The sequence below is a fragment of the Blautia sp. MSK18_10 genome (genome assembly GCF_020553185.1).
Taxonomy (GTDB): Bacteria; Bacillota; Clostridia; order Lachnospirales; family Lachnospiraceae; genus Blautia_A; species Blautia_A wexlerae.
In genome coordinates, this window is sequence record NZ_JAJCGT010000031.1 from 1 (window position 1) to 24,651 (window position 24,651).

A 24,651-nucleotide genomic window follows, 5' to 3' on the forward strand; every position below is an offset into this window, starting at 1 on the left:
GGAGAGTACAAAACTTGTGAGTAGATAGATATTTATATCATCAAAAGCATACTCGTTGAAGTAGGAATGAAACATAGAAGTTTATAACTTTTTATAAGTTTTCAGTAACGGACGCATATATAATGGCAGAGATCATAACCGACGGCTCACAGAAAGAACTGAAGAAACATGGCAGTGATGAATTTCCACTGCTGGTAAGCTATGAGAAACTTTCCGGCTACAAATCCGGCTCCTTTCTCTGGCACTGGCATCCTGAGATAGAAATCACCCTTGTCCTGGATGGACAGATTCTCTATAAAGTAAACCAGTGTACCTACCACATGAAAGCAGGAGATATCCTTCTGGGAAATGCCAATGTACTCCACGCAGGCTTCATGGAAGATATGAAAGACGGCAAATATGTCTCCATCACTTTTCTGCCAAAGATTATCTATGGTTCCTACGGAAGTATCCTGCGCAGGAAATATGTGGAGCCATTTTTACACAATTTCTCCATTCCTGCAGTCTACATTGACTATTCGCAGCCCTGGCATGAAATTTTTTCCGAATATGTGAGAGAAATCATAACTCTGTATGAAGAGAAAAAGGAATTTTACGAACTGGATATCACCGGAACTCTGCAAAAGCTGTGGCGCTGTATGCTGCAGAATCTTCCAGAGAACCTCCCCTATACGGAACACAGCAAACTGGAACGCAACCGTATGCGTGAGATCATGGATTATCTGGAACACAATTACATGAATAAAATCCAGATGAAAGATATCGCAGAGGAAATCCACCTCTGCGAGAGCGAATGCAGCCGGTTATTCAAGAGATACATGAACGTATCCCTGTTTACATTTCTGCAGGAATACCGGGTGGAACGGAGCCTTGAATTTCTCCTCAGCTCCGACGACAGCATCATGGAAGTCGCCCAGAAATCCGGCTTCACAGACTCCAACTATTATGCCAAGGTATTCTCCAGAGTGAAGGGCTGCAGCCCGCAGAAATATAGAAAACAAAACACCAAAAAAGAATAATACAACATACGAAAGGAATTAAATAAATTTCTTCCGGCCGTTCAGCATCAGGCACGTTATGTGAAATTACTTGGGGAATAATCCATCAAAAAAACTGCTATATCAAACATTTCCTGGTATATGTTTCTTTGAATAACAATCCCAATACATCATTCTTGTTTCTATAGCAGTTTTTAGTCAATCCCTGTCTTTATATTCTTTCGGTAACTCTCAAAATATTTTTTATTCTATTACTTTATACACAGCAGTTCCAAATGCAGGAAGTGTACATCTTCCTGTTGCTTCTGTTTTATCATAAAGTGCGATCATTGGTTTCTGAAGTGTATATTCAATCTTTTCAGCCTGATAGTTTAATACAAAAATGTATTTCTCTCCATCCTTCTCACGCATAATCACTTCCGCTGTTTCCGGAGCTTCAATATATTCTTTAAATGGCTCTTTAATCTTCAGATAATCAAACAATGCTTCAGTATTTTCCTTATTGAAAGTTGCCCCCAGATGTAATACCTGTCCTTTGCCAACTGCATGGCAGGTAAGCGCAGGATTTCCTTCATAATAACTGTTTCCATAGATGGCCAGTGTTTTTGTGCCTTCCAGCGGTGTAATAATATCATTAAATACTGGCATTGGAATTTTCTTATCGCTAAACTCTGCAAATACCTCGTCTTCTGCAGGACTTGTAAATGTAAAATCACGTACATCTGTACCGGTAAGTTCTGCCAGCAACCCCGGCTGTGGAAGCATCACACATTTACCATTCATATCTTTATAACCTGAACGGCATCCGATAACCAATGTTCCGCCCTGCTCAACATATTCTTTCAGAAGTTTCACGCGTTCTTCACTGATTAGAACCGGATGTGCATAAAACAGTACCGGATATTTCATCAGATCTGTAAGTTCACTGTCCTCCTGCAGATATACAATGTCATATGGTGTATGTGTCAGCTGAGCAGCTTTAAAGATTCCCTGCTCGCTTGCTCCTGCTACTCTGTTATGCCATGTATCTACAGAAGTATCCCATTCATTATCGTAATCTTTAACGATTGCAAATGCTGCTTTATATTCTGAATTGCATACACCGTCAATTGCTTTTAACTTCTTATAGAAATCCTGAACCTCTCTGTATTTGCGATTCTCGCGATTATCATAATCCAAAATTCCATGCCAGTAGATTTCTGTACCAAATGTACAGGTTCTCCAGCGGAAGAAAGAAATATAATCAGCACCGTGAGCTACACTCTGCATTGCCCAGAGAGTTAACTGTCCCGGACGCGGAGACGGTGCTTCCATTCTGGTTGTCCAGCCATTTCCACCGGACTGCTGTTCCATAATTCCAAAATGAGGGCAAATAGAACGTACCTCTGCGAGATTATGGGACCATTTACGATCATTCAGATCATCACTGTGCAGCGGATTGCGATCCAGACCAAATGCAAAATCCGGATAAGAATCATAGCAATAAACATCAAGAGACTCTTTCTCCATTTTATGATTGTCGAGATTCCAGAATTTACCATTTGTTGTGATATAGTCTCCCGGTTTTACATATTTTTTGATAATCTCTGTCTGCATTTTACAGAAATGACGGGCACTCTCTGAAATAAATCTGATATAATCCAGATGCTGATGAGGATTAATTCCCTGACTTAAAACCGGGCGCAAAACATAAATCTGATCCCATTCCGTATAAGTCTGATTCCAGAAGGTAGTTCCCCATGCTTCATTTAATTTCTCCAGAGTTCCATACTGTTTTCTGAGAAATTCACGAAACACAACAGAATCTGCCTCTGAATAAAACTCATTCACTTCACAGTTGATTTCATTATCAATCTGCCATCCCACGATTGCCGGATGTTTCGCATAATGAGCAGCTTCTCTCTCCACAACCCTTGCACAAAGTCTCTGATAAACCGGTGAGTTATAATTATAATGTCTTCTTCCTCCATGTCTGAGAAGCACACCATCTTTTCGTGCATTTAAGACTTCCGGATATTTCTCTGTCAGCCATGCAGGAGGAGTTGCTGTAGGTGTTCCGAAGATAACTTTCATCTGCTTTTCACTGCACAGATTCAGAAATTCATCAAAGAAATCATAGGTAAAAACACCTTCCTCCGGCTCTACTTTGCTCCATGCAAACTCTGCAATACGGATCACAGAAATTCCGGCCTTCTTCATTCTGTCAAGATCATCTGCCCAGAGTTTCTTATCCCAGTGTTCCGGATAATAACAGGTTCCCATTGTCAGTTCGTTCCATTTGTAGTTCTGTTTTGCATTCATTGTCATGTCCTCCACCAAACATTTATATTTCATTCAGAGTATGATTGCCAGGTACCTGCATTACAGGAATCCTGAAAGTCACCTCTGTTCCTTCTCCCGCTACACTTGTCACATGAAATTCACATGCTTCTCCATATAACAAATTCAGCCTTCGATATACATTACTCAATCCAATACTGCTTTTTTTATTTTTATCACTATAATTCTGAATGACCAGTTTTAACTGCTCTTCATCCATGCCTTTTCCATTATCTGTCAGATTAAACTGAAGATATTTGTTATCACATAGCTGAATATTGATCCACAGGATTCCTTTTTCAATCTGTTCTTCCAGACCATGTACAATACTGTTTTCTATAACCGGCTGAATGATAAAGCTTGGCATATAGAAATTCAGCACTTCATCAGGAATATTATGTCTGATCTCTATTTTGTCTCCAAACCTGTATTTCTGGATAAATAAATAGTTATCTACAACCTCCATTTCCTGTTTTACCATATAATAGTCTTCCCTTTTGATACTTGCCCGGAGAAATTTTCCCAGAGCAACTGCCAGATCCGTTATTTCACTGTTTCCATTTGAAAAACCAAGCCAGCTTATCGTATCCAGGCAGTTATACAGAAAATGAGGGTTGATCTGCATTTTCAGAAATTCAATCTCAGCCTCTCTGTTTGCAATTTCCAGCGTATAATTCTTCTCTATCAGATTCTGTACCTTATCCGCCATCTGGTTATAAACCATACCAATCTGGCTGATCTCATCCTGACTTTCCACCTTGAATCGGGAATCAAAGTTTCCTTCCTGATATGCAGTCATGCTATCTACCAGTTTCTTTGTCGGTTTTACCATAACTCTGGCAGCATATCTCATTATTATCAGAGAAACCAAAAGCACAATTCCAAACGTAATAAGTACACTCACCAGCGCAATTCCTATATTCTTCCACAACTGCCCCACATTGATAGTGGAAACCAGAAGCCACCCATTATTCACATACTGATATGTAAAATAACTATTCTCTCCTGTACTGGGATCCTTGACAATTTTTACATTCTTAAAATCTCTCGTTTCCAGTGGAAAAGAATTTCCACACATATTTTTCTCACTAGATACGATAATGTCCATATCATTATTCAAAAGGTAAAAACGATTTTTATACGTGCTGGGAACAGATTGAAGTTTTTCGCTGAAATATGAATTTTTACACTCAATAATCATATATCCGATAGGTTTAAAATCATCAACACTTAGAATGGCACGATATAACCCAATCATTCCATTTTCTTCATCGTCTGCCCACAGTGCCCCTCCATTTTGGTCATAGATTTTTTCTTTTGTAATATCATCTGCTTTGATTCTTTTGCCAGAGGTTCCTATTACAATTTCCACATTATCCAGAGAAAAAATCCTGGCCGAAACAATTCCCGGGACATTAAAAACACTTCCTCGGATTTCACTGGAAATCGCTGCTTTTTCAGTTTGAAAGGATGTATTTTCCGGATTCACCAGTGTCTGATAATTGATTTCTTTTAAGTTCTTTTGCACACTGTTATTGATCAGAATCGACACAGAAAGCTGATCAATCTGGCTGATTCTTTCTTCCAATCCTGTTTCCGCTGCTACAGTAACATCGTTCATATGTGATCTTGCCTGTGAGTTATAAACACTGGAAAAACGAATTCCGAAAACAACCAGCAGAACAACACATGAGACAAACATTAACAGCATATAGACTTTAAAAATCTTATTCATCAAACTTCCGTTTGCCTTTAAAACACCAGTTTGTTTTGATTTATCGCGCCTTCTCATATCACTTTCCATTTCCTGATTTACTATTCAGTATTTCATAAAGTCCCGGGAAATTTTCACCATTTTCATTTCTATAATTTGACGGCGTACATCCAAATGTTTTCTTAAACATCTGTGAAAAATAATGCTGGTCATTAAACCCTGTTTTTTCACACACATCACTTATCTTTTCACCTGTTTTGATAAGACTGGCTGCACACATCAAGCGAATTCCGTTTAAAATATCTACAAAAGTGTAACCTGTTTCTTTTTTTATCTTACGTGAAATGTAACTCTCTGAAAAATGATATTTCTCAGCAAGGTCTGATAAAGAAATATTCTGTTCATAGTTCTGTGCAATATCTGTCATAATAGATTTAATCGTATTGGATGACTGTACAAAAAGACTGTTTACCTGCGATACCGCATCATGCTTTTCCCCAAATTCATCCTTCTGGCTTAATAACTTCTGTTCAAATCTTTTCTGTTCCAGACGGTGCATAACGTTATGCATTGTTTCCATCAGTTCATTTGGAGAAACCGGTTTAAGCAGATATTCATATACACCATATCGCATTGCCGATCTTGCATATTCAAATTCTGAAAATCCAGATAAAACTACAACAGCCACATCCATAGAGCGTTCTTTCACCATCTGCGCCAGTTCCAGTCCACTGAAACCGGGCATTCTGATATCGAAAATAACCAGATCTATCGATGTGCTCAATAAAAGTTCTTTCGCTTCTACTCCATTTGCAACCGAATACACATCTGTAATTCCTATTGATTTCCAGTCAAGACTCAGCAGTCCCCTGCGAATTACAACCTCATCATCTGCAATCAACAAATTCATAACATTACCACCTTTTTCTGATTCAAAGAATCACTGCCCCATATAAGAAGCAGTGATTTCTTTTTTCTGAATCATATCATCCTTTTACAGCACCTGCAACCATACCTTCCATAATTTGCTTATGTAATAAAATATAAACTACAATGCTAGGAATAATTGTAATAATAACTGCCGCGATCATACCTACATAGTCTGTAGAATACATCGCCTGGAAGTTGGTAAGTCCTACCGGCAGCGTCATTTTTGAACTTTCCGTGAGGAAAATTCTCGGCAACAGAAGATCATTCCACACATTGATAAACTGAACGACTGCAACTGTTACAACTGAAGATTTTGCTATTGGCAGGATAATCTTAAAGAAGCACTGAAATACCGTACATCCGTCAATAATTGCTGCCTCTTCAAGTTCTGTAGGAATACTTCTCATAAATCCGCAGATAATGAAAATGGCCATCGGAAATCCTACAGCAATCTGCGGAATAATAACAGCAAGATGTGTATCCAGAAGCCCCATCCCCTTAAAAATAGAGAACAGAGGAATTACCAGAGCATAAATAGGAATCATCATTCCTAAAAGGAAAATACTATGTGTAAGGTTTGCAAGCTTCCAATGCATTCTGGCAATTGCATAAGATGCCATTGTTGCAAGGATTACAGTAACCAGAACCGCAGAAACAGCAATAATAACTGAGTTTCCAAAGTATCTGAATACACCACCTTTTACAACTGCATTTACATAGTTTGTCATTGACCACTGTTCCGGTAATCCCCATGTATTCGTATACAATTCAGCATTCGTTTTAAATGATGCCAAAAACAGCCATACAAGAGGGTAGATACAAAGAATCGTAAACCCGATCAGCGATATATATTTAATAACGAGCCATATATTTTCTGAGGCACTTCTCTTCATTTCCCAACACCTCCTACACTGTTTCGTCTGTCTTGAATACTCTGTTGGAAATTCCTACAGATAATATACACAGTAACATTAAAACAACACCGATTGCACTGGCATATCCATAATTCAGAATATTAAATGACTGATAATACATATATGTAGACATAACCTCTGTTGCATGGTTTGGTCCACCTGAAGTCATAACAGCAACCAGATCGTAATATTTCAGAGAACCTGTAATAATCAGAACCGCGTCAATTTTCAGGATTGGTTTGATAAGCGGAAATGTGATGTACTTAAACTGCTGCCAGCCTGTAGCACCATCAATCTCAGCAGCCTCATAGAAAGAAGAATCAATATTTCTCATTGCAGCTAGCTGAATTACCATATGATAACCAACATACTGCCACATGATAACAATAATGATACAAAGCATTGCTGTCTCTTTGTTAGCCAGCCACATCTGCTGCAGACCGCCAAGTCCGATTGCCTTTAAGAATCCATTCAAAAGACCATAGTTACCATTGTAAATGAATGTCCATGTAAGACCAACTGCTACACCACAGATTACGCATGGAAGGAAAAATACAGTCTGGAAAAATGATGCACCTTTGATTTTTTTGAAGATTGCATTACCAAAGAACATTGCTAATGGCATATGTGCCACCAAAGATCCGACAACCATCAGAATATTATTTCCAAATGCATGTTTAAATGTTTTATCACTGAAAAGACTCAGATAATTTTTGATTCCTACAAAGTTCATCTTTGACATCAGGTCTGTATCAAATAATGAAAGATACACATTATAAAAGATAGGAGCTAATGCAAAGATTGCATAAATAATAAATGCAGGCAATACAAAAAGTGCTATGGTTTTCTTATTACCCATTACTTTATTCATAGACAACTCTCCCTTTTAACAAGCGGAACCCAATGTAAAATCTCAGGTTCCGCCAGTTTATTTAACAATCTGTTTATTTACTCTTGCTTTCTGCATAAGACTGCAGGGTATCAAATGCTTCCTGCACATCATCACCGTTTGCAATTCCAATTGCTGTATTGTTAAATTCATTTCCAAGATCAGTATCTACACGGTCAAACCATGGCGTCTGTGCCTTTGCATCTCCCAGAAGATTTACGAAATCTGCACACAGCGGTGTTAATTTTGAATCGTCGATATCAATGTTTGTACTTGGGAAACGTCCATAATCATAAAGTAATGAAGAAGTTGATTCTTCGTTTGTCATATATTTTAACAGTGCTACTGCAGCATCTACATTCTTGCAGTTCTTAGTAATCGCATAAGAAGTATCAACAGAGCCAACTTCTACACCTGCATATTCTTCATTTACTGCCGGCATTAAGAAACAACTAATATTTTCTGCTTCTGCAGCATTCTCTTTCTTATCCAGATTGGAGATTTCCCAACATCCGTTGAAGTACATTGCTGTCTGTCCATTTGCAAATTGTAACTGTGCCTCTTCTCTTGATACTCCGGTAAATCCATCTTCAAAATATCCTTTATTAACTTCTTCCTGGAACAGTTTACCAGCTTCAACCATACCTTCATCGTTCCATTTTCCTGTGCCGCCTTTTATAGAGTTGAATAAATCCTCGCCTTTAATTCCATCACTCAGCTGCTGGATATACTGAGATACAAGCCATGCATCATCCGCTGTAGAAGCTAATGCAACAGGTGTAACTCCATTTTCTTTTAATGTGTCGCATACCTGAACATACTCATCATATGTAGTCGGAACTTCAAGACCATATTTATCAAAAATTGCTTTGTTATAATACATGATAGCTGTACTCTGCTGAGTCGGAATCGCATATACTTCACCATCATATGTTAAAGGATCTAAGATACCTCCATTGAAGCTGTTCTTCCACTCCTCGTCTTCATCCAGATATTTCTGAAGGCTGACGATTTTATCACCATTTACAAAGTTTTCAAGATATCCAAGTTCCCATGTAAAGATAATATCTGTTTCAGAGTCAGAAGCCATCATTGTTGTCAGTTTTGTCTTATAGTCAGAGTTGGTTACGTTCTGAATTTCTACCTTTACTCCATACTCGTTGGACTCATTAAATCCATCAATGATCTTACGGTATCCTTCCATATATGCATCTGAATCAGAACCGTTCATCATAATAGTCATTGTTTCTGAACTGCTGTCTGCTTTTGAGTCTGAAGAATCAGAGCTTCCACCATTGCTTCCACAGCCGGTAAGCATACTTGCAGCCATTGCACCGATCAGTAAACACACTGTAAATTTTTTCATCTTATTTCTTTCCTCCCTGTTTGTGATATTTGTATATATCTCTGTGTTTTCTATAAGAACATTTTATCAATTTTTACATTCATTTAAAGAAAGAATTATGTCCTTTTTGTTTGTTATTTTGTCATTCATTTGTTAGTTTTTTGTCTTTTATAGTTTTTGCACAATATAATATCAATATTTAAAGGCAATATAAAACACAGGAATATCTATAAGAAAAATCTCCCTGTGTTTTACATTACCTATATTTTATGCTTCTTCAACAATTTTTATATTCCATGGTGAAACCGTGATGCTTTCTCCATCCTGTACAGATTCTCCTGATAACAACTCTGTACCGTTTTTTCCATAATAAGAAACTTTCTGTTCTTCTGCAGAATAGTTCAGGATATATCTGACACATTTTCCCAGATCGTTGGTTCCTTTTCTTACGATCACCGGCCATCTGTATTCCGGAAGCTCTAACTCAGCGCTCCTAAGTGCTTCTGTGATCACTGCTTTTAAAGTATTGTCATCTGTCATGCAACCAATGTAGATGGCAGTTCCTTTTTCATAATGATTCTTAGTGATTGCTGCATATTCTTTCCAATTATAATGATCATAAGATGCCAGAACTTCTGCTTCCTGTGGCATTAATAATTCCATGAATACTTTAGCTGTTGCAGGCACATCTGTATTTTCTTCAGTCTCAATATTTTCTTTTGTTTCATTTTTCTTATCTGCTTCATCTGCACCACTTTCTCGGATAATACTTCCAGTCAGTCCGACATTCTTCGGGAAGGTAAACTGCTGATAGTTGATTCCGAAGCAGTTACTTAAAATATGCGGCTGAATTTCATGACTTACCTTAATATTCTCATTCGCAAATGCAGTCTTAAATGTTGCCACCAGCGTACCACCATCTGCCACATACTGTTTCAGTCTTTCCAGAAGTTCATCTGGTGCTGCATAGAGTGCCGGGACAAAGATTGCTTTATACTGTTCCAGATTATCAGATTCCGGCCATACGAAGTCACACTCAATATTCATCTGATACAGTGCATCATAAATCCAGCGAACAACATCATTGTATCCAATGCCATTATTTCCTGCCGCAGTTGCTTCGATTCCGAACCACTTGAGAGCCGTTAATGCCTCATTACTTACAAGGATAGCGACATCATTTTTCTTCTTCAGATTCACCAGATGACTTCCGATTTCTGAGAATTCCTTGCCCATAATACATGCTTCGCGATACGGTGCATTCTCCTGCATGTCATGACTGAGAAGTCCCTTCCAGTATGTCTCAAAAGAATTATGAATAGAATGCCAATGCCAGTACATTACGCTGTTAGAACCACTTGCAAGGTGACTATAACCCTGAAGTCTGAGCTGTCCCTTATACGGAGTCCATCCCGGATAACCCTGAGCTTCTGTTTCCAGAACAAGATAGTTATCTCTCTTTAAAGAACGTGTCATATCACCGCCAAATGCAATCTCTGCCCCTGTCAGATCATCCTGTGTCGGATGATAAATATCTGTGCCTGCAATCGTCAGTGCCTTCGCTGCATGGTAATGGTTTACATCAGGCTGTACTCCATAGGAATATCCCCGCCATTCAAAGTCAAAATTATGAGTGATAAACTGATCTTCTCTGCGGTATTCATTTACGATATCTGCCTGCCAGCTTAAGAATTCGTCCACCAGCGTTCTCTGGAACTTCTCAAATTCAGCTCCGAGGCTTCCATTGATCGTTCCTCTCACATCAGGGAAATCTTCCCACGCATTGATGCGGTTGCTCCAGTAATCCAGACCAAATTCATGATTCATAGCATCCAGATCATTATTAAATTTCCTGCGGAGATATTTCACAAATTTCTCCTGCACATTCTTTCCGGCTGTTCCGTAGTATTTGGTTTCATTGTCTACCTGAAAACCAATAACGCATTTTCTGTGTGCGGTACACTCCATTAATTTACGGATCACACGCTCTGCATAGAAACGATACACCGGATGAGTGATGTCCATGATCTGACGGGCTCCGTAAATACCTCTGCCATTTACAGTCTCTGCCATTACATCCGGATGAGACTTCACCATCCATGTAGGAATCGCATAAGTAGGAGTTCCAATGATGACATTGATTCCTGCCTCTTCCATTGCGTCCATTACACGTTCTACATGAGAAAAGTCAAACGTACCCTCCTGCGGCTCACAGGTACTCCATGTAGACTCTGCAATCCTTACTGTATTGATTCCTGCTTTTTTCATCATTGCAACGTCCTGCTGCAGACGGTCATATGGCATATATTCATCATAATATGCCGCTCCGAAAAGAAGTTCCTTCATTATAATCATATCCTCCTGTTAATATCTGTCCAATTAGCTGTTGATTTCTTATGAACCTTATATTAACCAAGCCGTGCGGATTATTCTATCATCTATTTTAGGTGAATATCATTTATTTTTGTTCTTTCCATTTTCCATATTTCTTTCTGTATCTGGCAGGTGTCATTCCTGTCTGCTTACGGAAAATATTCCCGAAATAACTCTGTGAGCAGAAAGAAAGATAATTTGCAATCTCTTTTACTTCATAATCAGAATAACGAAGCATATTTTCCGCAAGGCGTATTTTCTCTTTACGGATATACTGCTGTATAGTAGTCCCCTCAACCTTATGAAAAAGATCCGATAAATAGCTTGTATTTACCCCTATTTTCTGTCCGATCTCTCCTATAACGATATCACTGTGGAGATTCTGATAAATATAATTCTTTGTCCGCTCAACCAGCTCATTTTTGTGCTGGTTCTTATGAATTTCTGCCACACGCTCTGCAAACTCATATTCTGCCTGACGCATCATGGAATCGATTTTTACTGCATTATTCATATCCTCGATCTTCATAATGTAACCATCCACCATGGAAAAAGCCTCTTCCGGAATCATTCCCCCGCTGATGGCTGCACGGGATGCAAGTGCGATAACACAGATGGCAATATTCTTCGCCTGGCGGACTTGATTTTTGGCAAGCTGTCCTACTTCTCCACGATAAGTTTCAGCCAGACTACGGTTAAGCATTTCCACATCTCCATGACGGATACTATCCAATTCACGCACTTCCTGATCATAAGGATTATGCGGAAGCTCCTGCTCCTGATGCTCGAAAATAACACTGGAAATCTGCCCTTTCACCTCTATAATATCTGTTTCCCGGATTCCATTCTTCTGCCAGAGATCATTAATCGTCAGTTCTTTTCCTGTTATCATGTGATAGAGCATCAGAATTCCTGAGCCAAACACTTTAAGCTCACAAAACGACAGACGAAAGCCCGTCTCATCACTGATATGGTGATGCTGCATCAGATAATGTTCTGAATCTTTTGTATACTTTTCAGTGCTGACAGGACCAACCACAATTTTTGCAAAATGCTTTTTTTCATCTAAACGGCTTCCACTTTTCGATTCATTATTTGTCTCGTTTTGAATCTCACCACTTTCTAATGGAATAACAGCATAAAGAATCGTATCCTTCTCATAGAAAAGATCTGGGTAATCTTTTTTTTCACGATTATGAACAGCAGATAGAAATTCCGAATTTGTAAATAAAGGATTGTACTGCGCCGCCATGTCCCCATAACAGGCTTCTATTGCACCTGATTTACTGATACAGGTAATATTGCCATGCAGAATACGCACCATCTGTTCACAAATATATTCAAGATTCATGTTTTTCTCCCTAAAGCGTGCAAATTGCAGAAATGATTTGTCTAACACGCCCTAAACTATAATCGCTTTAGTCTACTAACTTTTTATCTTTTCTGTTGGATATTATAGCATGTATAATCATCTTGAATAAAGACTTATCCTGCTTTTTGTAAAAACATTCGAAAACACTTATCTTCTTGGTGATATATTCAGTAATACACAAAAGAAACCACAAGCAATCAGTGCTCATGGTTTCTTAAATTTATCTGTATTATTTTAATTTTCTTCCATTTCGCGTAAATACCGGAATCTGTGAAAGAGGAGCATCAACTTCTATTACCTGTCCACCTTCATAAATTTCTTCTGTATCAAAATTTGTCCACTGAGAGCCCTCTGGAAGATATATGGTACGTTTTCTCATATCAGCATAAGTAACCGGTGCTACCAGAACATCTGGGCCAAACATATACTGATCTTCTATCTCCCAGCATTTTGAATCTTTTGGAAAATCATAGAACAAAGGTCTCATAACCGGAGTGCCTTTCTCATGCGCTGCCTCCATTAATTCTGTAATATATGGTTTCATACTTTCACGTAATGCCAGATACTTCTTACAGATTTCATATGCCTCTTCACCAAAAGACCATACCTCATTATCAGCTCCGGAAACACAGGCTGCCCCACCTTCCTTTCCCATAGGCTCCTTTAGAGGTTCACGATAGCCATGAAGTCTCATAACCGGACAGAAAGTTCCATATTCAAACCACCTTACCAGAAGTTCCTGAAATTTTGGATCTTTTGGATCACCACCATGGAATCCGCCAATATCTGTAGTCCACCACGGAATTCCGGCAAGACCCATATTTAGTCCTGCTGCTAACTGATTTCTCAGACTTGAAAAACTAGAATGAATGTCTCCGGACCATACCAGTGCTCCATACTTTTGTGAACCAGCCCACGCACATCTCAACAGATTAATAATATTTTCCTGTCCCTCCGCTTTCATTCCGTCAAAAAATGTTTTTGCATATAATGCCGGATAAATATTTCCAACCTGTACATTTGGTCCCATATGATAACGATAATTATCAAAATCATATACACTATATTCTGGTTCTGCTTCATCAAGCCAGAATACTTTTATCCCTTTATCATAATAATTCTTTTTCGCTTTCTGCCATACATATTCTCTTGCGGCTGGATTGGTAGCATCATAATGTACCGTATTTCCCTGGAAATCCATAACAATACGAAAACCTCTATCTGTACGAATCAGATATCCTTTTTCTTTCATCTCCTGGAAATTCTCGCTTCTATAATCTACTGTCGGCCAGATAGATACCATAAGCTCAATTCCCATTTCTTTTAATTCCTGAATCATCGCATCCGGATCTGGCCAATATTTTTCATCAAATTTCCAGTCGCCCTGTAATGGCCAATGAAAATAGTCAATAACAATAACAGAGATAGGAAGGCCTCTTTTCTTGTACTCTCTTGCTACATTAAGAAGTTCATCCTGAGTCTGATAACGAAGTTTGCACTGCCAGAATCCCATAGCATAATCTGGCATCATAGGTACAGTTCCTGTTACCGATGCATATGCCTCTTCAATTTCTGCCGGTGAATCACCTGCTGTAATCCAGTAATCCAGAACTTTTGTAGAATATGCCTCCCAAGTTGTAATATTCTTTCCAAACATTACTCGTCCTACACCAGGATTATTCCATAGAAATCCATATCCCAGAGAAGAAACAGCAAATGGAACACTTGCCTGAGAATTTCTCTGTGCCAATTCCAGATCTGTTCCTTTCAGATTCAGATATGGCTGCTGATATTGACCCATTCCATAAATTTTCTCTTCCGGATTAGATACAAATCTCATAGAAAGATGATAATCTCCACCAAGAATTGGCTTAAACTCTCTTGCTTCAATATCCAAAGCGCTACAATAATCAGCAAACACATCAAGACGATTTCTAAGATATTCATCTAAAAGAATTTCATCTTTTGAATTGTAAATAGTCAATTTTCCATAAGAAGAAATCACGGCTTTTATTTTTCCATTAATAATAGAAGCTCTTTTTTCTTCAATCTGAATCTTCGGAACAATATCCTCTACCGGCATTTCTAATGCCCAGTTTTCCTTTGGCATTTCTGCCAGTTTAGTTGCCCGGATACGGAAGCTGTTCGCTCCCCATGGCTGAATCCAAAGTTCCTCTGCATCATAATGAAATTTCAGGCAATTATTTTCAGTTCTAAACACGTCCATTATTTGTCCTCCTAGATTAATTTATCAACCCTTTACAGATCCGCTTGTCATACCTTCTACAATATGTTTCTGCATAGTCAGGAATATAATACAGCATGGCAGAATCAAGAGTACGCCATAAGCCATAATACTGTTCCATTTAGTTCCATACTGGTTCATGTATGTATAAATTGCTGATGTCATAGGTCTCATTGTATCTTTTGTATTAAATGTCATTGAGTAAACCAAATCATTCCATCCAAATACAAAGCTGAAACATGCTGCCGTAATAACTGTAGGTTTGCTAATCGGAATACATATTCTGAAAAATACTCCAAGAGAGGTACAACCATCAATTTTAGCTGCATCCTCCAGTTCCTTAGGCATACTCAGGAAACCTGGCCTTAACATCAAAACTACAAACGGAATAGAAATAGTAGCTGTAGATAAAATTGGAGCTAAATAAGAATTCAGCAGTCCCAGTTTTGAAAAAATCAAAAACAGTGGTGTCAATACAAGTGATGCAGGAAGCATCTGTGTTACCAGAAAAACAAGTACGAAAAGTTTCATTCCTTTTACTTTATATCTTGCCAGCCCATAAGCTGCAGGTACTGATAATACTAAAGACAGAATCATAGAGCCTAATGCAATGATGACAGAGTTTTTTAATGTAACACTAAGATTTCCAATCAGGTCTTTATATGCCGTAATTGTAAATTTCTTCGGCCAAAGTGTAGGTACACTTGAAAAGATCTCACTGTCAATCTTAAAAGAATTGACTATGATCCAATATAATGGAAACAAAAATATGCATGCAATAATTACAGCCAGAATACTCAGAAGAATATTTTTCTGCTTATCTCTTAAACGTATTTTTCTCATAATGAGCTCCTTTCTTCTGTTTATATAGTTTCGTCTTTTGAAATAGTTTTTAAATATATCAATGCAACAATAAACAGGCAGATAAACAATACATTTGCTGCAGCTGCACCTTCTCCGAAATGGAATGTCTGGAAAGACAGTTTGTAGGAATATGTGGATAATACTTCTGTCGCATCTACCGGTCCGCCTCCAGTCATAACATATACCAAGTCAAATACTTTGAAGGTAAGTACGAATCCCAGAATCAGTACTGACATAATTGTTGGTTTTAAAAGAGGAATCGTGATTTTAAAGAATTTCTGTACTGATGTTGCTCCATCAATTGATGCAGCCTCATAAACATCACCTGGAATATTATTTAATCCAGTTGTAAGGAGCAGCATATTAAACGGAATACCAACCCATGAATTGGCAATGATCAGAACCACCATTGCTGTATTACCTTTTAACAGCCATCCTATCGGACTTTTAATAAGATGAAGGTTCATTAAAATAGTGTTAATAATTCCACTGCTTTCTCCAAACATGAATTTAAACACAAGTGCAGTAACCGTAACCGGAAGCATCCAACTGATAACGATAAACCCTCTTATTGGTTTTGCTAATGTGAATTTTTTTACAAAAAACATTGCCAGCAGGAATCCCAATGAAAACTGGATTACCAGACATCCGATTGTATATACAAATGTATGAAGCACTGATTTACGGAATGTTACATCCGAAAAAATCGCCTTAAAATTATCAAGCCCTACAAAATCTCTTGCCGCACTAGCCAGTGTCGTCGCCGTTACATCCTGTAAACTGATAATCCAGTTATATACAATAGGATATCCTATAAAGATCAGCATATAAATAACTGCAGGAAGAATAAAAAAATAACCTATCCGTCTCTCCCTTTTTTCGCTCTTACTGTTCATCTGGCTCCTCCTTTTTACAATTTTGAGCATAAAAATCCCATCACATCACAATTAATATTGTAAATGCGATGGGATTCTCTGATTTTTTATTAATTTATTTGTTTATTTATCAAGAGCATCAATTTTTGCCTGAGCATCGCTCATAGCTGTATCTACATCTTTCTGACCAGAAAGTACTTCCTGTTCTGCTGAATAGATAGCTTCAGAGATTTCTGGCCATACAGGTGAAGGACCTCTGGATTCTGCAGTAGGAAGAATCTCGGCAAAAGTAGCATTTAATGGATCATCTTTGTACATTTCCTGTACATCTACATCTGCTCTTGGTGAATAACGTCCAATCGCTTCACAGATTTTTGCCGACTCTTCTTTACTGGTAATCCATGTAAGGAATTTCCAGCTTGCTTCTACATTAGCGCCTTTACAGATAGCTACGTTCTCTCCACCAAGTACAGAAGCATAATCTCCATCATCTGCTTTCGGAACTTTAGCCACTCCATATTCCAGATCCGGAGCATCATCAGAAAGTCCTGAGAACTGCCACGGTCCGTTAATCATCATAGCTGCCTGTCCTGATGCAAACTGTTTCTCTGCATCTGCCTGTGTCCAGTTAATACATTCTTTGCTGATATATCCTTTATCCATTAAGTCTTTCAGGTAAGTCATAGATTCTTTGGACTCATCACTTGTAAGATTATCCACGCTTCCACCTGCTGAAAGAAGCCATGGCATATACTGGAAAGTTCCCTCTTCATTTCCAATTGCAGAAATTGCAAGACCTTTACAAGTATCTGTTGTCAGTTTTTCACATGCTGCCTCTAACTCTGACCATGTTGTAGGTACTTCTACTCCTGCCTCTTCCAACATAGATTTATTATAGAAAAGTCCCAGACAGTTATTTCCCCAAGGTAATCCATAAAGTTTATCGTCATAATAACAGGAGTTAATGGATCCTTCCATAAAATCTGCTTCATCCCATGAATTGTACAGATCCGTAATATCCTCAAATACTCCCATGGACGCATAAGAAGCATGATCCGGGTTATCTACCATTCCACAATCTGGAAGTTCTCCGGAAACTACACCTATGGTGTACTGTTTCATCAGTTCTTCTCTTGGAAGATACTGTGCCGTTACATGAACTTCATCCTGAGAATTATTGAATTCCTCAATTGCTTCATTTACGAACTTACCTTCTTTGTCTTCTGACATATAATGCCAGAAAGTAATCTCTGTAGGCTCCGCTGCCGATACCGTTCCTACATTTGTCAGACTGCCTGCCATAAGCGCTGCGATTGCAACTACTGCAATTCTTTTTTTCATTTGTTACCCTCCCTTAAATAATGTTCTGTTCTCTTTGTTTGTAACTGTAGTATAGCAGTCAGAAGCACTAAAAAAAATTCTATTTTTCTAAAAAAAGTGTAATTATTTTACAGTTTTCAATGCAAACTGTTTAGCAGATACCCCTGCATATTCTTTGAATACTTTAGAGAAGTATTTTTGATCCGGGTATCCCACAGCACAGGCAACTTCATATATCTTCATATCGGTACCAGTCAAAAGTTCTTTTGCTTTCTCCATTCTTACCTGTCGCAGATAATTTGAAAAAGTAATTCCGGTTTCTTTTGCAAAAAGATTTCCAAGGTACTCCGGAGTCATATGAAACTTTTCAGCTATGGCATCCAACTGCAGTTTCATTCCATATGACTCTTCTATCACATTAATCATTTCTCTAACAATATCCGAACAGTTTTCTCTGTCCAGTCCCTGTGTTATTTCTTTTTCCTCATTTAATTTGTTCAGCAATTCTTTCACGTCTGAAACAGATGCTGGCTTCAGCAGATAATCCATTACTCCTAATTGGATTCCCTGCTGTGCATACTCAAATTCTGCATAACCACTTAATATTATAAAATCACAGGATGCTCCCATTTCTTTTGCCTGACGTATCATAGATAATCCATCCATTTTCGGCATTTTTATATCTGTAATGACCACCTCAGGCTCCATATCACTGATCATTTTTAATCCTTCAAAACCATTTTCTGCTTCTCCTATGACTTTACATCCCATATCCAGTTTATTAATCAGAGTGGATAAGCCGTTTCTGATACGAAACTCATCTTCTACAATAATTATTTTCTTCATAATTTGCCCTTCTCCTATACTACAATAATCCCCGGATCTTTTCTTGGAATAACAAGAATAAATTCTGTTCCACTTCCAAGTTTACTTTTGACCATAATATCAGCTTCTTCCTGATAGTAAATACGAAGTCTGTGAATTACATTACTAATACCAATACTTTCACTATTAAGTGCTCCATTTTCCCCAATTTCTTTTCGAATCCGTTCTAATGTTAATGTGTCCATCCCGCATCCATTATCTCTGATGTGAATCTCGAGCTTTCCATCCTTTCTGACGCAGGCTTCTATATTAATCATTCCACCTTCTTTTACATTTTCAAATGCGTGAAGAATCGTATTTTCAATTATAGGCTGCAAAAGCATTTTATATACAGGAAACCCCATTGCATCTTCCGTTACATCATAAACACAATCAAAAGAATTCTGAAAACGATCTCTTTGAAGAAATACATATTTTTTAATCCAACTTATTTCTGCCTCCAGACAAACCATACTTTCAATGTTTGACACACTGTATCTTAAAAGACTCCCTAATGTTGCCAGCATATCACTAATTTCTTCTTCATCATTTTCAATGGCACGCCAATTAATAGAATCCAATGTATTAAAAAGAAAATGCGGATTAATCTGTGCTTCTAATGCTTTAATTTCTGCATGTTTTTGACTGATTGCCGCTTCCTGAATCTCTATGTTTTTCTTTTCAAGCGTCTCTACCAGATGGTTAATACGTACTGTCATTTTGTTAAACTGACGTACAATCGTATACAACTCATCTTCTTTATTAACATCTACTTTAAGTTCTTCCGTTTGTTTTCCCTCATAATTTCGCAATCCCTGTGAAATTTTCTGGATATTTCCAATGTACCTTCCAAAAATTCCCCATACGAGTGCACAAACTATTACTACTACGATTACAACAATTATTATTACCGCCCATAAAGTATGATAAATATCTTCCCTGTAAATTGCTCTGTCAATAATATGTACAATTGACCACTGAGTAGACTGAATCGGATATTTCCGTATTTCCAATGTAGAAACATTTTTATAAATCCCCCCCAGATAAGAATCCAGACTTATATTAATAAATTTATCCTTTGTTCCGGCAATAATTTTATTATAATCATCTATAATAACCGTTTCTACCCCTTTTACAGAACTCTCACTTTCACTATTGAACAACAGGCAATTATCATCCAGTGCAATAATCAGAACTCCGCTCTGTTCCTGTGTTCTAAGATCACGTACAGGAAATCCCATAAGAATCGCCTGGTCATCTCTTACTTCTTCAATACCTATATTTACAGTAGCAATAAATGTTAATGCCTGATTTTTATTCACTTCATCATAGATTTCCGTTCTTTTCTTAGATTCTGACCAAATACTGTCATACTGACTTCCATACCATCGAGAATAACTCACATATTTTCCACTGTCAGAAAGAAATACGGCTGCTCTGATCTGGTCATATGTATTAATACCACTACTTAAAATTTTCTTGATTTTCAACTCATCAACGGAATCGCTGATATTATACATTTTAGCAAGATTAATAAATTCTGAATCTGCAACCAGTTCATACATTACATTTTCATAATTCTCCATTCTTTCCTGCACAATGATTTCATGCTGTTGTGCGTTTTCATTCAATATATTATATGCACTGTCCAAAATCCTCTGATAATATACTCCGGTAATTATCAATGCAATCAAAAGCATAGGTATTATTGTCAGTACCAGATAAATTGTTATAATTTTCCTTTGAAAGCTATGAGGATTACCCACAAAACGTTCCAGATAATTTTTCATTATTTGTATCATTCCTTTTAAATATTGTATAACAATCTGTAGATTATAAGTTATCTATGCATCAACATTTATTTATATCAATTTATAAAATTGTCTCTTTCCAAAAGACTAATAAATTATAACATGATTTATACCGAAATAGATATATATAGTTTCATCATAGCACAAAGAAACTTATAGTGTTACTGAGAGCATAGTAAACAGTAACGTTATAGTTTAAATTCCCACAGAAATTTACCTACAACAAAAAAACTGCTAGTAGACTATGTACTAACAGTTTTTTCAGTTACATTACCCACAGGAAAAATCTCATATCCTGAACTATATTCTCTTTCAGTTAAAGCGAATCTCATCCGCTAATTCCTTTGCTTCTTTTACCATAACCTGAATCTGATCAAATTCACCGTTTCTGATCATATCTCCTTTTACCATCCAGCTTCCGCCACAGCACAGAATCTTATCACAGGATAAATAGTCTTTCAAATTTCCGGTATTTATTCCTCCTGTCGGCATAAATTTAAGGTGCTGGTATGGTGCTGCCATTGCCTTTATCATGGCAATTCCGCCAGCCTGTTCTGCCGGAAAAAATTTAACCACTTTCAATCCTCTTTTTACAGCCTGGGCAACCTCTGAGGGGGAAATACATCCAGGAAATACCGGAATGTTTTTTTTCAGACAATAATCCACGATTTCCGGGTCAAACCCTGGACTTACAATAAATTTTGCACCAGATTTCACTGCAAGATCTACCTGTTCTGTAGTCAGTACAGTTCCCGCTCCTACCAGCATATCCGGATATGTTTCTGATATCAGACGAATACTTTCTGCCGCTGCGTCTGTACGGAATGTTACTTCCGCACATGGAAGTCCACCCTCAGACAAAGCCTTTGCTAAAGGAATCGCATCTTTTTTATCTTCCAGAACAACAACCGGCACTACTCCTAATTTCTGAAACTGTTCTTCTATTGTTTTCATAATCTCTGCCCCTTTATCTTTTAATATCAAAATTCATCTGCATCACATGACGGATCAGTGAAACATCATCGGTAATGTTTCCATCTCCATGAAGTGTATGCTTGATTGCACTGCTGGCCACTCCGAAATTTACGGTATCTTCCGGAGTAAATTTCTGCATAAGTGCGTAAATAACTCCACTTACAAACGCATCACCACCGCCAACACGATCCAGAATATTAAATGTCAGTTTTCTGCTCTCATAAGTCTTTCCCTCATACCACAGGTATGCTTTCAGACTGTTTTCACTACAGCTTGGAGAATATCGTACATGTCTGGCAATACATTTCAGATTCGGATATCTTTTAACAAATGCATTGAAGACTACCTCTTGCTGTTCTAAATCTGGCTGAAATGGGATATCATCCTTCACGTCTCCTGCACTGTAATTATTTTCGTCTTTCCATAAGTGATATGGTTCTATTCCCATCAAAACGTCGACATACGGAAGACACGCTGTACAGAATTCTCTTGCCTCTTCCCAGCTCCATAATGTACTTCTGAAATTCCCATCAAAGCTGACGGTGATTCCATTCTTTTTTGCAATTTTCAGACAGTCCATGATCATTTTTCTGCAACGCTCTCCCAAAGCAGGGGTAATCCCACTTAAATGCAGCCAGGTATAGCCATCCAGTAATTTTTCCAGATCGACCTTAGTAAAATCATACTCATCAAAAGCACTGTGTTTTCTGTCATAAATGACCTTACTTGGACGAATCCCATATCCAGTCTCCAGATAATATGTTCCTAATCTATGTGTCGGAGTTTCTTCAGATGTACTGAAAATTACAGGTGTACAGTCAACATCATTACTTTTCATCATTCTTATCGCACTTTTTCCAAGGCTATTATCCGGTACAACCGTAAAGTATGAGCTGTCTATCCCAAGATTTGCCAGAGACAATGCCACATTCGCCTCACTTCCTCCATATCTCGCTTCAAAACAATCTGCCGTCCGGATTTTTTCACAGTCAGGAGGAGTCAGACGCAGCATAATTTCACCCATTGTTATAAATTTTTGTTTTCTATTTTCTTCCTGATACATAATCAATTCCTTTTCTCATATCCCATTTGATCAATATTCCAGATATGCACCCTTCATCGGACTTGCCGCATGCTGGCTGAATAATCTCAAAACCCCTTTTCTATATTTCGGCTCTCTTGGTCTCCAGTTTTTGCGTCTTTCTTTTAGTATCTCATCAATCTCTTCTGCTGTTTTGCGCTCTCCGGCAATTCCAATGATATTCAGTTTTCGCTCCATTACATCAATTTCAATCAGATCGCCTTCTTCTACCAGAGCGATGGGACCGCCATCTACTGCCTCAGGGCTGCAATGTCCGATCACCGGACCTGTTGAAGCTCCTGAGAATCTTCCATCTGTGATCAGAGCGATACTTTTTCCTAATTCTTTATCACTGCTGATTGCCTCAGATGTATAAAACATTTCCGGCATTCCGCTTCCTTTTGGTCCTTCATAACGGATAAAGACAGCATCACCTTTCTGAACTTTATGTTTAAGAACCGCATCCAGACATTCTTCCTCACTGTCAAATGGTCTCGCACGAAGAACCGACTTGAACATTTCTTTCGGACACGCCGTATGTTTGATAACAGCACCTTCAGGCGCAAGATTACCTCTTAATACTGCAATACTTCCATCTGTTCCAATGGCTTTGTCATATGGACGGATAATATCTTCTTTTGAAATTTTAATACCATATCTCTGATTAAATTCCTGCAGCCATTTATCACATTTCTTATAAAATCCGTTCTTTTTCAGATCATCAAGATTTTCACCAAGAGTCTTTCCTGTTACCGTCATTACATCAAGATGCAGATGTTCTTTAATTTCTTCCATGATGGCCGGAACTCCTCCTGCATAATAGAAGCATTCTGCGGGCCATCTTCCAGCTGGACGAACATCTAACAGATATCTTGCATTTCTGTGAAGGCGGTCAAAAGTATCTCCTGTAATTTCCATTCCAAACTCATGTGCGATTGCCGGAATATGGAGAAGACAGTTTGTACTTCCTGAAATTGCTGCGTGAACCAGAATTGCATTTTCAAAACTTTTCATTGTCACAATATCACTTGGACGCATATTCTCTGTCTGCGCCAATTTCACCGCCTGTCTTCCGGCCTCTCTTGCATATGCCAGAAGATCCGGGCTGGCTGCCGGCATTAATGCGCTTCCCGGAAGTGCAAGTCCTAACGCTTCTGCCATAATCTGCATGGTTGATGCAGTTCCGATAAAAGAGCATGCTCCACAGCTTGGACATGCATTACATTTAGCCCAGTCCAGCTTTGCCTCATCAATTTCGCCTCTCTCATATTTCGCGCTGTACATGCCAAGCTGTTCAAGAGTAAGCATCTCTGGTCCGGCATTCATTGTTCCACCAGGAACAACAACGGCTGGAATATTGACTCTTGCCAGCCCAATCAGATTTCCCGGCATTCCTTTATCACAGCTGGAAAGATAGACACCTGCATCAAATGGAGTCGCATTGGCATGAATCTCTATCATATTTGCAATCATTTCTCGGCTTGCCAGACTGTAATTAATTCCATCTGTTCCCTGACTTTCCCCGTCGCAGATATCAGTACAGAAGTAACGCGCTCCAAAGCCTCCGGCTTCTGCAACACCTTTTCTGACTTCTTCTACCAATATATTTAAATGTCCGCTTCCCGGATGACTGTCACCATAAGTGCTTTCAACCATAATCTGCGGTTTCCCAAGATCTTCCTTTTTCCATCCTGTTCCGATTCTTAATGGGTCTAATTCCGGCGCTAATTTACGCATTTCCTGACTTTTTAAATTCATGATT

The 24,651-nt window shown here is 38.2% G+C and carries 18 protein-coding genes; 1 reads left to right on the forward strand and 17 read right to left on the reverse strand.

Annotation, left to right across the window (positions count from 1 at the left end; all coding sequences use genetic code 11):
- The first annotated feature begins 122 nt into the window (after nt 1–122).
- Nucleotides 123–1,019: a helix-turn-helix domain-containing protein gene (locus LI074_RS12165; RefSeq protein ID WP_055152983.1), complete on the forward strand. Its 897-nt coding sequence runs from the start codon at nt 123–125 to the stop codon at nt 1,017–1,019.
- Nucleotides 1,020–1,241: 222 nt separating this feature from the next.
- Here LI074_RS12165 and LI074_RS12170 read toward each other — a convergent pair whose 3' ends face one another.
- The 17 genes from LI074_RS12170 to ilvD form a co-directional block, all read right to left on the reverse strand.
- Nucleotides 1,242–3,299, reverse strand: coding sequence for a beta-galactosidase (locus LI074_RS12170; RefSeq protein WP_227311047.1), 2,058 nt, complete (start codon nt 3,297–3,299; stop codon nt 1,242–1,244).
- 22 nt (nt 3,300–3,321) lie between these two features.
- Nucleotides 3,322–5,052, reverse strand: coding sequence for a sensor histidine kinase (locus LI074_RS12175; protein WP_173697289.1), 1,731 nt, complete (start codon nt 5,050–5,052; stop codon nt 3,322–3,324).
- A 58-nt stretch (nt 5,053–5,110) separates the two neighbouring features.
- Entirely contained in the window at nt 5,111–5,941 is an 831-nt protein-coding gene (locus LI074_RS12180) for a response regulator transcription factor (protein WP_173697288.1), read from the reverse strand.
- Between the two features lie 76 nt (nt 5,942–6,017).
- Entirely contained in the window at nt 6,018–6,854 is an 837-nt protein-coding gene (locus LI074_RS12185; RefSeq protein WP_118411483.1) for a carbohydrate ABC transporter permease, read from the reverse strand.
- Between the two features lie 13 nt (nt 6,855–6,867).
- A complete protein-coding gene (locus tag LI074_RS12190; protein ID WP_117675534.1) occupies nt 6,868–7,746 on the reverse strand; it encodes a carbohydrate ABC transporter permease in 879 nt (292 codons plus the stop codon).
- 73 nt (nt 7,747–7,819) lie between these two features.
- The gene (locus tag LI074_RS12195) at nt 7,820–9,130 is read right to left on the reverse strand and encodes an ABC transporter substrate-binding protein (protein WP_118521910.1); all 1,311 of its coding nucleotides are present in this window, start codon (nt 9,128–9,130) and stop codon (nt 7,820–7,822) included.
- 246 nt (nt 9,131–9,376) lie between these two features.
- On the reverse strand, nt 9,377–11,455 hold the full coding sequence (locus LI074_RS12200; RefSeq protein WP_173697956.1) for a beta-galactosidase: 2,079 nt from the start codon (nt 11,453–11,455) through the stop codon (nt 9,377–9,379).
- Between the two features lie 112 nt (nt 11,456–11,567).
- Entirely contained in the window at nt 11,568–12,833 is a 1,266-nt protein-coding gene (locus tag LI074_RS12205) for a helix-turn-helix domain-containing protein (protein ID WP_161276492.1), read from the reverse strand.
- 250 nt (nt 12,834–13,083) lie between these two features.
- Nucleotides 13,084–15,081, reverse strand: coding sequence for a glycoside hydrolase family 31 protein (locus LI074_RS12210; protein ID WP_008705225.1), 1,998 nt, complete (start codon nt 15,079–15,081; stop codon nt 13,084–13,086).
- 24 nt (nt 15,082–15,105) lie between these two features.
- Nucleotides 15,106–15,942: a carbohydrate ABC transporter permease gene (locus tag LI074_RS12215; RefSeq protein ID WP_161276493.1), complete on the reverse strand. Its 837-nt coding sequence runs from the start codon at nt 15,940–15,942 to the stop codon at nt 15,106–15,108.
- Nucleotides 15,943–15,962: 20 nt separating this feature from the next.
- The gene (locus LI074_RS12220) at nt 15,963–16,859 is read right to left on the reverse strand and encodes a carbohydrate ABC transporter permease (RefSeq protein WP_008705228.1); all 897 of its coding nucleotides are present in this window, start codon (nt 16,857–16,859) and stop codon (nt 15,963–15,965) included.
- Between the two features lie 102 nt (nt 16,860–16,961).
- Complete coding sequence (locus LI074_RS12225; protein ID WP_118609847.1) at nt 16,962–18,179, reverse strand: ABC transporter substrate-binding protein; 1,218 nt, start codon at nt 18,177–18,179, stop codon at nt 16,962–16,964.
- A gap of 102 nt (nt 18,180–18,281) precedes the next feature.
- On the reverse strand, nt 18,282–19,004 hold the full coding sequence (locus tag LI074_RS12230) for a response regulator transcription factor (protein WP_173681328.1): 723 nt from the start codon (nt 19,002–19,004) through the stop codon (nt 18,282–18,284).
- Nucleotides 19,005–19,018: 14 nt separating this feature from the next.
- Nucleotides 19,019–20,812, reverse strand: a complete 1,794-nt coding sequence (locus LI074_RS12235) for a sensor histidine kinase (protein ID WP_243148413.1) — start codon at nt 20,810–20,812, stop codon at nt 19,019–19,021.
- Between the two features lie 333 nt (nt 20,813–21,145).
- Entirely contained in the window at nt 21,146–21,787 is a 642-nt protein-coding gene (locus LI074_RS12240; RefSeq protein WP_173681327.1) for a bifunctional 4-hydroxy-2-oxoglutarate aldolase/2-dehydro-3-deoxy-phosphogluconate aldolase, read from the reverse strand.
- Between the two features lie 13 nt (nt 21,788–21,800).
- Nucleotides 21,801–22,871 carry a sugar kinase gene (locus LI074_RS12245; protein ID WP_020993210.1) on the reverse strand — a complete coding sequence of 357 codons (1,071 nt, stop codon included), beginning with the start codon at nt 22,869–22,871 and terminating at the stop codon, nt 21,801–21,803.
- A 30-nt stretch (nt 22,872–22,901) separates the two neighbouring features.
- Nucleotides 22,902–24,647: a dihydroxy-acid dehydratase gene (gene ilvD, locus LI074_RS12250; RefSeq protein WP_008705235.1), complete on the reverse strand. Its 1,746-nt coding sequence runs from the start codon at nt 24,645–24,647 to the stop codon at nt 22,902–22,904.
- Nucleotides 24,648–24,651: the final 4 nt, after the last annotated feature.